The sequence below is a fragment of the Cytobacillus pseudoceanisediminis genome (assembly GCF_023516215.1).
In the GTDB taxonomy this organism is placed as follows: Bacteria; Bacillota; Bacilli; order Bacillales; family Cytobacillaceae; genus Cytobacillus; species Cytobacillus pseudoceanisediminis.
The window spans coordinates 909,294-924,469 of record NZ_CP097349.1; the positions used below are offsets into that span (position 1 = coordinate 909,294).

General features: G+C 40.3%; 8 protein-coding genes. All 8 read left to right on the forward strand.

What is annotated here, in order from left to right:
* The first annotated feature begins 11 nt into the window (after positions 1-11).
* Positions 12-3,632, forward strand: coding sequence for a BREX system P-loop protein BrxC (brxC, locus tag M5V91_RS04955; protein ID WP_284521798.1), 3,621 nt, complete (start codon positions 12-14; stop codon positions 3,630-3,632).
* Positions 3,633-3,646: 14 nt separating this feature from the next.
* Positions 3,647-6,034, forward strand: a complete 2,388-nt coding sequence (locus M5V91_RS04960) for an Eco57I restriction-modification methylase domain-containing protein (RefSeq protein WP_284521799.1) — start codon at positions 3,647-3,649, stop codon at positions 6,032-6,034.
* Between the two features lie 352 nt (positions 6,035-6,386).
* Complete coding sequence (locus tag M5V91_RS04965) at positions 6,387-7,334, forward strand: hypothetical protein (RefSeq protein ID WP_284521800.1); 948 nt, start codon at positions 6,387-6,389, stop codon at positions 7,332-7,334.
* Positions 7,335-7,346: 12 nt separating this feature from the next.
* Positions 7,347-9,584 (forward strand): PglZ domain-containing protein, encoded by a 2,238-nt coding sequence (locus M5V91_RS04970; protein ID WP_284521801.1) that lies wholly within the window; start codon positions 7,347-7,349, stop codon positions 9,582-9,584.
* Between the two features lie 102 nt (positions 9,585-9,686).
* Positions 9,687-11,504, forward strand: coding sequence for a protease Lon-related BREX system protein BrxL (gene brxL, locus M5V91_RS04975; protein WP_284521802.1), 1,818 nt, complete (start codon positions 9,687-9,689; stop codon positions 11,502-11,504).
* Positions 11,505-12,025: 521 nt separating this feature from the next.
* Positions 12,026-12,484, forward strand: a complete 459-nt coding sequence (locus M5V91_RS04980; protein WP_284521803.1) for a hypothetical protein — start codon at positions 12,026-12,028, stop codon at positions 12,482-12,484.
* 589 nt (positions 12,485-13,073) lie between these two features.
* Positions 13,074-13,595: an AAA family ATPase gene (locus M5V91_RS04985; RefSeq protein ID WP_284521804.1), complete on the forward strand. Its 522-nt coding sequence runs from the start codon at positions 13,074-13,076 to the stop codon at positions 13,593-13,595.
* Between the two features lie 11 nt (positions 13,596-13,606).
* Complete coding sequence (locus tag M5V91_RS04990; RefSeq protein WP_284521805.1) at positions 13,607-15,028, forward strand: ATP-dependent nuclease; 1,422 nt, start codon at positions 13,607-13,609, stop codon at positions 15,026-15,028.
* The last annotated feature ends 148 nt before the right edge of the window (positions 15,029-15,176 follow it).

The following is a 15,176-nucleotide window of genomic DNA, read 5'->3' on the forward strand; positions in this document are numbered from 1 at the left end:
GGGGATCTATTATGACAAAAATAAATGAAATACTGACACTGGATCTTCAGGAAGATATAAAAAATGTGATCGATCTTGAGGATCGTTCCGAAACGGAAATCCAGCAGGAAATTGAATCTTACATTGTGACCGAAGGAATCGGCCGGCATCTTTACAATTTTACCAACCTGTTCACCTCCAATATTAAAGAAACTGGGGTTTGGTTGTCCGGCTTCTATGGTTCAGGTAAATCTTACTTCGGCAAGATGATGGGATATATCATCGGCAATCCTATTATTAATGGAACACCTGCCAGAGATCGATTTATCCCACGACTAAAAGGTGTAGAGGACGAAAGCTTAATTGAAAACTCCATCCGCAATCTTGAAGTGGTCAACAGTAGAGTCGTTTTCCTTGACGTCGCCAAACAGAACACAGACAAAGGCCTAGCATTCACTCTTTTTGCCAACTTATTGAAAAATCTCGGTTTCCGCGATGATATCTATGGCTATATGGAGTTTGATTTGTTGATCGATGGTAAACTCGATGAGTTCAAAAGTAAAACCAAATCCCTCGAGGGGCAAGAATGGAATCGGTTAAAAACAAGCAATCGTCAGGTTGCAAGAGTCATGCGGAAAGTATTTGCTGAAATGGGTTATAGCGAAGCCGACTACGCAGACACTCAAAAGGTTTACAGTTCCGCTATTGAGAACTTTTCTGCAAGCAAGTTCAAAACGGAGCTTGAGAAGTACTTGACGTACCGTCCGGAGGAGACGATTGTTTTTGTCTTTGATGAAGCCAGTGAAGCTATCAGCCAGAAGAAATTCACTTTATTGGACCTGGAGGGTATAAGTGAAGCTCTTTCAAGTATCAGCAACAATGTTTGGACCATCGCTATTGCACAGGAAAAACTCGATGATGTTATTAACAATGCCAATGTGAATCGAAGCCAGCTGACCAAGTTAACCGATCGTTTCAAGACCAAGGTTCACCTTGAATCAACCGAGGTTGATGTTATTATCCGAAGCCGTTTACTTCATAAAACGCAAGCAGGATATCAGAAGCTTGTTGATTACCACAAAAGTAATGAAGGACTTGTATCAGATGCAACCAACCTGAAATCATCATTTCCGACTAAAACGGCAAATGCGGATGAGTTTGCAACCTACTATCCATTCCATAAGTATCAGTTCGACATTCTTCAAAAGTTTTTATTTAGCTCTAATGCGTTGGTATCCACTCAGATCGCAGCTCGTGGAATGATCATTACAACTTTTGATATTCTTCGAAAGCAAATGCGGGAAAGGGAACTTTACAGCTTTACCCCGGGTTACGCCATATGTACCGAGGCGCAAACGGCTCCTCCCATTGGACTGGTTAATAAATACGATACTGCAAGAAAAATACTGAAAGAGAATAGCAGTATCATTGACGGTGAAAAACTGTTGAAGACGATTCATCTTATGGCTGATTCAGACGTTATTTCTCCGACAGTGGAGAATATCACAAAGAGCTACATTTCCGACATTACAACCTACTATGATGTGAAGCCGGTCATAGAAGAGGCTCTCGGACTGCTGCTTGAAGCAAAAGTCCTGTTGCTTTCAAACAACAACTACAAGATCACTTCTGACCTTGAGGGCAAGCTCCTTGAAGAGATGAAAGACTTCGATGTTGAGCTATTCAGCAAGAAAAGATCCTTGATCAACTACATTAAGGACTACAAGCTGTTTAACACGGTAGCTACCTTTAATGACGGCACAGACAGTTTCAAATTCAGCGTTCTTTCCGATCAGGAAGACGAGCTAACAGGCTCAGGCAGTAAGCATCTGAAATTGACAGTCTACAGCCTATTTAACATCGATGAAAACCGACAGGATTTTATCGAGAACCTAAGACTGGAAACCCAGTTTCAAAAGGATCTCATCACTCTAGTACCAGACAACAAAGAGTTTCCGCTGATTGATAAACTAATTGGTGAAATTAGCCGATACTCATACATGGAAGAAAAATACTCCAATGAACCTGATCCCGCCAAGCGCCAAATTATTCGGGATTTTTCAATCATCCGGGAGGAAAAGGAGAAAGAGCTCAGAGTAAAGATTGAGAAGGCATATCAGAACTCCTCATTGATCTATATGTTCGACGAGCTTCGGATTAATGCAGATAGCTTCAAAGGCACGATAAGTGAAATTCAGCGCAAAATGATCAAGAATATTTATACAAAGAGATTGGCTTCGGGGCTTTCTGAAGGTCTGGTTCCTAAAATTTTCAGCAGTCGCAAGGAAGACCTAAGCCGACTGTTTTCCGGTGATGACTTTAGGTTTTTCGACAGCCATGGAAACTTCACCGGTGATCACTTAAAGGTAGTTGAAGAGGTCAATTTCAAGATTAAAAGCCGTTATGTAGATGGTCGCACACTGGAGTCAGATCTCTCTGGAGCTCCATGGGGATATTCATTTGGAACCATTGTATCTACCTTGGCATCCCTCTTTCGAGCCGGTCGCCTGTCAGTAAAATACAATGGTGACACATGGTTTTCGCATAAGCAGAACGGTATCCAGGAGGCCTTTACCAATGCCACGAAATTTAGGTCGGCTTCATTTAAGTCCATTACAGCGACGCTAACGGCTGCTCAAAAAAACCAGGCCGTTCAACTACTCATGGACCTTGAAATTGAAACCCATACTGGGCAAAAAGTTGACTGGAACACCAACGACTTCGATCTTGCCGACAGCATTCGGAACATGGCAGATCATTTTATTAAAGCACTGACGACACTGAACGATACAGTTGACGAATTCGAGTCACTGTTTCCAATTGTAGCCGATCAGAAACAGACCTTACTCAGTTTTACTGGGAAGGTCACTGAAAGCAATTATATCGAAAAGGTCGAATACCTCCTTACGGACAGCGACCAGTTCTCAAGCGCGATTCAGACCATCCTGAAAGCGCAAAAATTCATCAAGAAGAACTTTTCCAAAGCAAGAGAGTTTAAGAGATTCATTGAAGAGGTTGCAAGCGAACTCAAAAAAGCAGACCGATCCGACAATGCAATATATGAAGCGAACGAAGAATTTTTCCGACTCTATAAGCAGGATATGGTCAAGAACTTCGGCAACCTGCAGCAGCAGGTGCAAATTGTTAAAGATAGTTACTACAAGCTGATAAAAATCGCCGCTGCCAGAATGAGCCATGAATATCAGCTTCTCAGTGGAAAAGTAGATGCTGCGCTTAGAACACTGAAGGAGTACCCAGCAGAGCTGAATGTGCATAATCAGAAGAAACTGGATGAGATTAAGCGTTACTGTTCGGAAAGGATCATCAAAGAACCGGTACTTGAATATTCTATCAGTTGTAAAAATTGCGGCTATTCGCTCTCGGATATTCTGAACTATACAGCACTGGCTCCCACCAAGGAGAACGAGTTGCTAATTATTCAAAGCAGTTTTGTTGTAGAAGCTCCCCAGCCGGAACCGGAGACCGGTGGTGATCAGTCTACTGTACCCAAAAAACCGCGCAAAGTTCGTTTTCAGGTCACCAGCAAGGTTATGACGGTTCAGGAATACAAATCACTCCTTACAAATCAGCTGGCTTTATTGACTGCTGCCAAACCCGATGAAGAGATCGAACTGGAAATAGAAACTATATGATAGGATGTTAGCCAATGAAATTACCAGAACATGTAGATAAGCTACGGGACCTCATTGAGGCGGCTTTTGATAAATATTTCGCCCGAATGGGTATTGGCAAGAACAAGCAGCTAGACATTGAAAAACTTCCCTCACAAGTAAGACTCAAACGGCTCCGTTTCGAGGAAATGCTCGAAAACTATATCGGTGAAACCGGCAATTACGAACACGCTAGGGAAAAGCTCATTGATGAGCTGACTTTTACACTGTTCAACCGTATGGCTGCTGTCAAAGTTATGGAAGCCGCTGCGTTATTCCCGCCGGTGCTAACCAAACAACCGGAACACGGTGATCGATCATTTGGCCACAAGGCATGGCTAGAAATGAATCCGCACATGCGTTCTGAAGAACTGGAAGGTATCCGTGAATACCTTAAACACGCATTTAACGAGCTGGGGGAAACTCTTCCACTTTATAGTAAAGCCTATCCGTATGCTTTGCTACCTGATGCCATCAGTCTCAATGAGATCATCGACAACTTCAATGCTGTGGAAAAGGACTCTCAGGTGGATAGCGATATTTGGCAAAGCGATGATGTCCTTGGCTGGATGTATGAAAGCTATAACAATAAAAAGAAGAAGGCTCACAAGGACAGCGGTGATAAAACCGAATACCATAAGGTTTCACTTCAGTCGCAGGTCTATACACCGCGCTGGGTCGTGCAGTTTCTGGTGGAAAACTCTCTGGGAAAAATTTATTTGGAAATGTATCCGAATTCCGAGCTCAAGGGGCGTTACAAGATTGCTAACGCTCCCCAGACTCAGGAGCGCAAGTCCAAGCCACTGCATAAATTAAAGGTGATAGACCCTGCTTGCGGATCGGGGAATTTCCTGCTCTACGCATTTGACTTTTTCTATGAACTCTATATCGACCAGATCGAAAACTATGGAGCAATTTATGATGAAAAGGATATTCCCAAGCTGATTATTGAAAACAACCTGCACGGAATCGATCTGGATGACCGGGCGGTTCAACTAGCTCAGCTTGGCCTCTTTATCAAAGCAAAGAAAAAACGGAGATCGATTGGCGAACTCGTTTTTAATGTCGTCTCTTCAGACTTTTATCTGCCGCGATATGAAGCTGTAGAACACATTTTTACCGAAGGAAATAAATTAGATAAAAACCAGCAAGAACTTATGGCGGATGTTTGGTCAGACCTGCAATATGCTTACAAATTTGGTTCGCTTATTCGATTAGACGAAAAACTTAAATCCAGAATACTTAATCTTCAGAATCAGATCAATGACGGTGAATATTCATTATTCACCACAGCTTTTATTGAGGAGGAAAAGAACTTTGCGGCAACCTTTTTCAACAACTTGAAAACAGCTGTCAATCAATACGCACAGGCTAAAGGAGATACCTTCCTGACCAGCAAGACACGGGATGCCATTACTTTCCTTGAATTGCTCACCACTGAGTTCGATGTGGCTACTGCCAACCCTCCATTTACTGACAGTGCCGATTTTGGCCCTGAGTTGAAGAAGTTCGTTGAAGACAATTACAAAAAGCCATACAAGTTTCACGTCAACCTGTATGCAGCGGTTATTAAGCGGTGCTATGAGATGACTGTATCAGATGGCAAAATTGCCATGATCCATCCTCACACTTTTATGTTCATTAAAACCTTTGAGGATGTCCGTAAATTCATGATCGATAAATGCCATGTTGATGTAATGGTAGATTTAGGCCTTGATCGTATAAACTTGTTTGATCCGGGAGTCCGACTGGATGCAACATTCTACGTTTTAACCAAAGGGAAAAGCGACAGAGAGGGGCTTTACTTCCACCTCACTACAAATCTTCAGGAAAAACTCAAAAAAGGTAAATTCCTTGAAGCTTTGAATGACTACATTTCTGGCAAGTCAAATGACCGTGTTTATACTCTTGAGCAAGACAAGCTAAAGATCATCAAATCATGGCCATTCATTTACTGGATCTCGGATGAGTTCCGGGAGAAGTTTGGAGGTGAAGCATTAGGAGATAAAAATAAAGCACTCACAGGCTTAATGACTGGAAACAACAATAAATACCTTCGTTACTATTGGGAAGTTGATCCGGTCAATTTATCAGCGCATTACCCGTCAGACCATAAAAGATGGGTTGGATATCAAAAAGGCGGTCCATTTGTTCGTTGGTATGGAAACAACTGGACTGTTGTAGACTATGATAATAGTGGCTCTAAATTGGCAACAACAGACAACAAGGAGTTTTATTTTAAAGAAGGCATTACCTATTCTGCCGTGGGATCAAAAGGTGTAAGTTTTCGCCATATAGATAACAAATACTCTTTTGATAAGGGCGGTCCTTGTATATTCAACATTCAAAAACAAATGAGTGATGATTATTTATTGGGTTTTTGAACTCGAAACTTTGTAGTTATATTGTTTACTGTCTGAATCCTACAGTAAATCGACAAGTTGGTGATATAAGAAGGATACCTCTTGCTATCCCTTCTAATCTAAAAGACGTGGAAGTCTCAGTGCTTTCAAGAGCGAATGTATTAATCAAAAAAACCTTGGTCAGTTTTCTCTCGATGATTTCAACTTCAGAGAATCTCCATATCACCATTTTACACAAGGTGAATTTAAAAATAGATTAGCATTATTCTTCAACTACGAAAACCATCTTATTGCACAGGTTCTGATCAACGAAGCAATTATCAATGAAAAGATCTTTGAGGTTTACGATCTGACTGAACATGACAAAGACATTGTGCTTGCCAAAGAAGGAGAAAGCATCGGTGGACTACCAGTAATTCCCGAAGCCCGGAATGCCTTTCTTGCCGAAACCGAAGCGACCAAAGAGTTTCCATTGGATGCGATTCGTGATTTCATCGAGTCACTTCCGACCAAAGAATTTACTGCCGAAGAACGTGAGGAGATCGAACGCGGCTTTCCGACTCTTTACCAAAACAACAACGAACTGGAGGATTTCTGTATCCGTCACCAGGTCAACCCTATCAATGTCTGGTATTGGTTCAAACAGAGTAATGTGATTCCGCAGCAACGGATGCACACACTGGCGTTGGAGTTTCTGGCTGACATGATACGAGAAATCCTCATGGAAGATGAAGACGGCATTATCCCGCTGGTGCCTAATTCCGGGGGAAAAATGTTGCTGGATCGAATTGAGGAAAAATTTCTTGAGAAAGGTTTCAGCTCGGCCCAATACTCCAGTTTTGACACGTCCCTTGGTCGGCCAATCCATGAGTACCTGAACAAGTTTTTCTTCGCGGAGCTTTCTGACCACCTAAACTTGTTTATGTACTTGCCGAAGACACCGTTTATTTGGCATCTCTCTAGCGGTCCGGAACAGGGCTTTGATTGTTACATCATCATCTACAAATGGAGCCGTGACAAACTGCTACGCCTGCGCTCTGTTTATATCGAGCACCGGGAACGCTCATTGGTAAATCGTCAAAGCGATCTGGCAGGTAACGAAAGCGCCGAAGCACAGAACGAAAAAGACCGTATCTTCAGACAACTCAAAGAGATCGAAGCCTTCAAAGTCAAGATTGATGAATTGCTTGCTGAAGGATACAATCCCGTTCTCGACGACGGTGTCGGAAAAAATATTGCTCCATTGCAGAAAAAGAGAATGATTCCATATGAGGTTCTTAATGCAGGTCAACTTAAAAAGTACCTTAATGCGGATTGGTAGGGAGAGCTAATTATGATTGATATATGGTTTAAAAATGACCTGCTGAATATTTACGACCGTCATTCGGTGGCGGTGTTCATTGATGAATCCGGCGATGCAGAGTTTTTGCTGAAGACTAATAGAGGTGAGTTTACCATCCATCAGGCAAACTCCGTACTGGAAGAGCTGCATGTGAAGTATCTCATTGAGAAGGCACAGCCAAGTGATGAGAGATTCCTCATCTATACTCGCTTGAAAAAAGATGAGCTACAGTTCATCCGGGAATATTGCGAGACCTGCGGCTGTCTGGAAATACGCTACTTGCAAAACTACATTAAGGACAAGGTCCACCAGACCCTGAATCTAAACATTAATCTCACCAAGGAAGAACTGATTGCCGCCGCAAAAGTCAGCGTTGGTAAAGATCGAACTTACTGGATAGATCTTAGCCATAAGGGTGCAGCAGAAATCTTTGATCTGAACAAAGAGCTTCTCCCATTTGTTCATGATCCCGATACTTACTCAAAAGAAAAATACGATGCGCAACTTCGAGAAACATTTTACCGTAAAGTCAATGAGCTGCTCGGACAGGATTATCTGCTTAAGCCTGCGACTACACTGGCAGGTGAAGTAGTAAAGGCCATGCTTGATGGTTTGGCTGAAGGAAACTGCAACAAGACGCTTGAGTCTGCGTACAAAAATTGGCTTGATTCAGTTTCATATCGGGGTTCATTTAATGAGTATCTTGACAGTTATACACTCTCGTCAGAACTGGATATCTGGAATGTCAGTATCGATCACCCGTTTCGTAAGGTGGACGAAAGATGGCTAGCGGAAATCGGGAAAAATCTTTTAGATAAAGCCTCCATTCCCTTTACCCTTGCCAAATTGCTTCAACGCAATCAGAGCAGACAGGCTAAAGCGCTTGACATTCTATTCTGGAATGATGTGATTGCACTGTTGGAGTTTGACTCCAAGGATATTATCTACCTGAGTTCGTTCAGCGAATGTGTCGAGTTCTATAAAAAACATTTCTTCAAGCTGGATACGGCTATTCGAAATCTGTATGAAGAGTTCCTTAATAAAAAAGAGCTCCTCGAACCATTTCAGGAACTATACAAAGAGCACCTCTCTGTTTTTCTGGATAAATGGTTTAAATACTGGGATGGCTACAAAGAAAACCAGACCGGGACACTGCAGCGAATCATTGATGCAGCTGGCGGTTTGAAGACGGCTGTTATTGTCGGGGATGGCATTGCCTATGAAATTGCTGATCTGGTAGCCAACAAAGTTAAAGGTTCAGTAAATCTTAAAAGAGATTCAATTCTTGCTGATATTCCTTCTGAGACCGAAAACAACATGAGTAGGATCTACATGGATAATGGCGTTACCGAAGCGGATCAGAGCAACCGGGAGAAATATCTTGCAGCGCAGAATCCCGATGTTACAATGGACTTTATTCGCCTTGATGAGGTAAATGAAGAAGCCCGGGCTGGACAGTTTCTGATTTGCACTTACAAAGATATCGATGATATGGGTGAAAAGCTTCAACAGAAAGCCCTCAAGTATTTCCCTGAAACCATCGACTTCTTCGCTGATAAGATTTCACTTCTCCTGGCCAGCGGTTACGATAAAGTTTACCTGATTACAGATCATGGTTTTGTTCTGACCGGGCTTTTAAGTGAAGCGGATAAGATTACAATATCTCCGAAAGGAGAATTTGAGAAGGCAGAACGTTATATCCGGACGGAAATAAAACAAACAGACCTGACTCCCGCATTGATTGAGGCTGAAAAAAGCTATAAGCAATTTGGGTATCTTTACTTTGCCAAGAATATCAATCCTTTCAAGACTCCTGGCTTATACGGATTTTCGCATGGGGGTGTATCACCTCAGGAACTAGTAACTCCTTATTTCTGTTGGGAGCGTTCCGTAGCTGCAACAGGGTCGCTACCTGTTAGAATTGAAAATAAAACAGACTTAAAAGATGTCACCGGCGAATTGTTTTCAATCAAAATTCAGGCCGACAAAGGTGCAGGGGATCTGCTCTCTATGGATCGAAAGGTTTATATGGTCTTCTTTGCGAACAAAAAGCAGGTGAACAGAAGCGATATCTTCATCATTCAACGAGGTGAGCAGATTACCAAAGAATATATGTTTGACGGCTATCCGGAAATAGAAGTCCACCTTCTGGATGCTGCCACGAAACAGCAGTTGGACCGGGCCGTTGCTAAACAAAATAAAGATAGAGATTTAGGCGGGCTTCTCTAGTGAAAAGGAAAAGAGATTCGTGAGAAAGGCCGCCACTAGATCATTGAAATGATCTACGGCTTGGTAAAACAGCACATAAAGTGCTGATGGGAGGCGTCTTTTATGGCAGTATGGAATGACTTAGACATGAAACTTCTGGAGCACTTCAGAGGTTATGTAGTAAAAAAAGATCTTGTCCGCTCCGTAAAAGTTGGAGCCAATGTACCGGTGTTTGTGCTTGAATTCCTGATAGCCAACTCCTGCTCTACTGATGACGAAGAAAAGATTCGCATCGGCATGGAAAATGTAAAAAGGGTGCTTAGCGAGCATTTTGTGAATCCGGAAGAGAGCTCATTGATTCAATCCAAGATTCGTGAGAAAGGTCGCTATAAAATCATTGATAAGATCACCGTGGAACTCGATTCCAAAAAAGATATTTACTGGGCGAAGCTACAAAACAGCAACATCAAAAATGGAAATATCAGCGATGACTTAGTAAAGCAGCATGAAAAAATGCTAATGGGAGGCATCTGGGCTATTATAGATGTGGAGTATGATCCAAACATTAAAGTCGGACAGAATATTTTCCCGTTTGTCATTACAGAGATTAAGCCAATCCAGCTTTCTAGCTTTGATAACACTAAGATAATCAACAAACGTAAGGAATTCACAAAGAGTGAATGGCTCGACATCCTTTTGAGAAGTTGCGGCTATGAACCGAGTGCAGAGGGTGTCACGGATCGAATCAAATTACTATTGCTGTCCAGATTACTCCCGATGGTTGAATCGAACTTCAATTTCATCGAGCTGGGACCACGTTCGACAGGTAAATCCTTTGTCTTTAAGGAACTTACGCCTTATGCCGTGTTGATTTCCGGTGGTCAGGGAACGGTAGCCAAGCTCTTTGTCCATGGCTCAACCGGAAAGGTAGGGGCTGTGGGTCAATGGGATGCAATCTGCTTTGATGAAGCTACGGATAAAATTTTCAAGGACAGAGACGCTGTGCCTCTGATGAAGGACTATATGGAGTCCGGCTCTTTCTCCCGGGCTGGTGCCGGAGGTGAAATCACCGGTGTCGCTTCTATCATTCTTAACGGTAACATCAACCAGCCTGTCGAGACGGTCCTTCAGACTTCGCACCTATTCAGCCCGCTCTCTGAAGAGGTCAACAGCGATACTGCCTTTCTAGATCGTATTCATTTTTACCTTCCAGGCTGGGAAATGATCAAGTTTTCGCCAAACCATTTTACATCCAGCTTTGGGTTCAGTACTGATTACTTCTCTGAATCTCTAAAATCATTAAGGCGGGTTACCTATACAGATGCACTAGAAAAATATTTTTCACTGGGAGCTCATCTGAAACAGCGTGATACCAAACCGGTTAAGAAGACTGTTTCAGGCTTGATCAAGCTTATGCACCCGGATGGCGAGTACACTAAAGAAGACATTAAGGAGTATTTGGAAATCGCGCTCGAGATGCGTCGACGTGTTAAAGAACAACTAAAGCGAATCGGTGGTATGGAGTTCTGGGATACCAATTTCTCTTACATTGACAAGGAAAGCCAGGAAGAGTTTTTTGTCGGCTTACCTGAAGAAAAAGGTTCACACCTCATTGAGAACACTCCTTTGCCACCGGGGATTTGCTACACAAGTACCAGTGATGGTGAGAATGTAGCATTGGTGAGGATTGAAGCCGTTGCAGTTGGAGGAACTGGAAAATTGAATATAACCGGGGTCAACAACACTTTAGTGAAGGAGAATATCAAAAACACTTACCAGTACATAAAGGCTAATGAAAAGATGATCCTTAGCGACAAGCATTCGTTAAAAAATTATGACATCACTATTCAGGTAACTAATCTTATGGGTGCAGCAATCTCATCCGGTATCGGGTCAGCAGTCTATATCGCAATCGTATCGTCCCTTTATAAAAAAATCTGAAGGCCGGCCTTGCAGTCCTTGGCAATATCTCCGTGGGGGTGCCATAGAGCGAGTAAATAACTTTGCTGACAAGGTTACCATGCTATCTGAAAACGGTGCCAAGAGCGTAATTGTTCCGATGGATAACCTCAATGAGCTTTCAAACGTACCGCCTACAGTCCTTGGTAATACGGATGTGCCGTTTTACCAGAACAATCAGATGCTGATGCAAAAAGCGATACTGTTGGACTAATCAACAAAAATTTTGATGACTGAATAATTGGGCCTGTCCCCAGGTACAGTAAATCTTTAAAGTACTGGGGGGCAGGCCTTAAAACTATAATTAAATCAAAACTTTATAAATGTTAGAAATCATATACATGAAGCAAATAGTACAAACACAAATACCAAGAAGCTCCTTTATTTGCATATGACTATTAAAATAGAAATATAATGACCATAGTCATATGGGGTTTTTTACCATAATAAAATTCACAGCTAATTACTGAAAATCTAATTCTTTTTAAAAAGGTGGGTTTAATTTGGCTAAATCTTATAAGGAAATATCAAGTGGATTATCAAAACTTCTTGATGAACTAGTATTTTCACCAAAATATCCAATTAGAGATTTAACAGAGGGAAAAATAAAAAGAGTTTTTGGTGAAAATGATGTACCTATTAAGGGAGTATTCTTAATTAGTAACCATAATGAAAATAATAAACCTTTATATGTCGGTCGCTCTAAAACTTTAGCACAAAGAATTGGGGTTGACTTGAGAGCAATTACTAAAGAACAAGCTACTATATCGTACAAACTAACAACTTTAAAAGAAAAATTTCCTTTCCTTGAAAACATAAGAGATGCCAGACAGTACATGTATGATAATTACTCAGTACAAATGCTTAGGATTGTGGATGAAAATGAACGTGCAATTTTCCAAATTTATGCTGCTATGGAGTTAAAAACAATAAATGAGTTTAATAGTTTTATAGAGAGATGAATTAATGAGGAAAAAGGATGAGATGATTGACTATGAGTCAAAAAGAAATATCGACTCTTGAAGTTGAATTAAAAGATCTAAATAGAGTAAAAAATAAGATTTATGAAGGATACAGACTTAGAAATACTAGTAATTACAGCCTTTATGAATTTTAATTCCTTATAATGTTAAAGTGTTCGATGGGATGCAGTATACATGTTACAGGTAAAGAAGATTTAAGTTCAAATATTTCATGAAGTAAAATAAAACTTTTATTTCGATTGGATATTATTTTTACATGAGTGCCTATCCCCAAGTCTTGTAAAGCTTTACCGACTAGGGGACAGGCACTTTTTATCTAAAAGAAGTGCTGTTGGTAATCTGAGAAGTTTTCTGCCCTTCCTTATCCGTGGAAACACTGTTGTAGACTGCACATTATATTGCATCTCAACTCCTTTGTTTGTTGAGATGTAGTAGTGGCTACCTTGAGTGCTTTAACAAAAGAATATTTGAATATTATTAATTTTCCCTTTGATAGTGTTAACAATAGTTACTATTTACGGTAGAATAGAATGGGTTTAAATGGAAATGGGAGTTAGGGGGAGAATAGTTGAAATTATATTCATTAAAAGTACAAGGACTTAGAAAGCATTTGGATACTACAGTTTATTTTGGGGACAGTACGTTTTTAATAGGTAAAAATAATATAGGGAAGAGTACATTATTTAGAGCGCTAGAAATTCTTCTTACAGATATAAGGAAAATAGATTCTGATGATGAATTTATTAGTGTGCTTAATGAAGAGCAAAATGAGAATGTTCTTTTGTCAAACAAAATTGTTATAACTGGGGAGTTTAGAGATTGTCCCGAAGAATCAAAGGGCTGGAAAGGTCTAAAAGGAAGGGTTTTTGATTATGATACAACAGATTGTCCTGAAGAGACAGGATTAAGGATATTCTATAAAAAGACCTTTGTGAAGGGTTCTAATGTGAAAATCGAGATGAGGCAATTAAAACGATCGGTTAAAGAAAGTTATGAAGAATGTAAAACTATTAATGAATATTTAGATAATGGGTTTCCAAAGGAGATTTTAGAAGATTTATTTGGAGAAGCGGACCAGCAAAAAAATTAACAGCAGCTCAATTGAAAATACTAAAAGAAGAGGATGAACTCTATGATTTGGAAGAGGAAGAAGAATGGTTTGAAAATCCAGGAGGAATCCCTGGGGTAGTGTTATCACGTCTCCCAAATTTTCTTTTAATTCCAGCACAAGATAAGGTAGAAGAACTTTCAGGAACAAGTGGAGCACTAATGAAGACCTTGAGTAAGTTATTCGAGGACGTTCGAAACGCCTCGCCTCATTATTTGGAAGCACAGAAATACTTGAATCTACTTCAAGAAGAATTAGACCCTTCAGATGATACAAAAGAATTTGGGAAAATGATGAAAGGGTTAAACAAAATAGTAGAGGATGTATTTCCTAATACACGCTTATTAGCTACTGCTAACCTGTCTGATGCAAACAAAAGTATTAAGCCTATTTTTGAAATAAAGATGAGTAATAATGTAAACACCCCGATAGAGAATCAAGGAACTGGAGTAATAAGGTCAGCTGTCTTTGCAATGTTAAGATATCGAACAATGCGTGAAACTGCAGGCAATATAGCTCCTTTAATTATAGGTTTTGAGGAACCAGAGATTTATTTACATCCTAATGCAGCTCATCAATTAAGAGATACTATTTATGAATTAGCCAATACTTCTAGTAATCAAATAATATGTACTACTCATTCTCCGTTTATGATTGATTTAAGTAGGAAATCAAACCAGGTTCTAAACCACTTTATTGGAGAAGAAATAGTTCAGCAATATGGTTCTACAGAGTATCGAATTGAAAAAATTACTAGCAACCCCTTTAACATTACCGATGCATTTAAAGCTCTTCAAGGAGAAGACAGAACTTATGTTAAGATGCTTTTAAAGATGGATGATTACATGGCAAAAATTTTCTTTGCAGAAAGGGTATTAATCGTTGAGGGTGATACAGAAGATATTGTTATTAGGGAAGCGATAAGTAGAATGCCACAGGAAGTAAGAAAAGATATACTGCATAACTGGCATGTAGTAAAAGCAAGAGGTAAAGCGTCAATAATATCCTTAGCAAAATATTTAAGGTCTATGGGTATTCATCCTTATGTCATTCATGATAAAGATGAGGGAACCGCTGGAGCAGAGGTCTTTAATGAACCAATAAAAGAAGTTGTTGGCGAGGAACGAAGAGTGATGCTTGAGAATTGTATTGAAGACGTTTTAGGTTATCCTGCTCCATCAAGTGACAAGCCTTATAGAGCTCATAAATACCTCAATTCCAATTGGGGAAATAGTTGGGATGAAGTCACAGGCGATTGGAAAACAATTATGGAGGAACTGTTTTTTACCTCGTTTAACTTAATTAGTGAAGAAGTTGCTGAAGAGGGTGTGGAAAAGCAGAAAACTCATAGAAAAGGAATAGCAATTGCTAAAAAGGAATTCTTAGCTGTGAAGCCAGTTGAACATAACCATTAATCGAGATCACTTTAAAAGCTCATTAGTTGCAAGAAAAATGACAAGGCGAATGTCTATAGACATTCGTCTTGTAATTATTTTAAATTAAGGTAGTAAATAACTATTAAATCGGCCTTATTCTAATAATCACTATCTTACTAGCTAACGA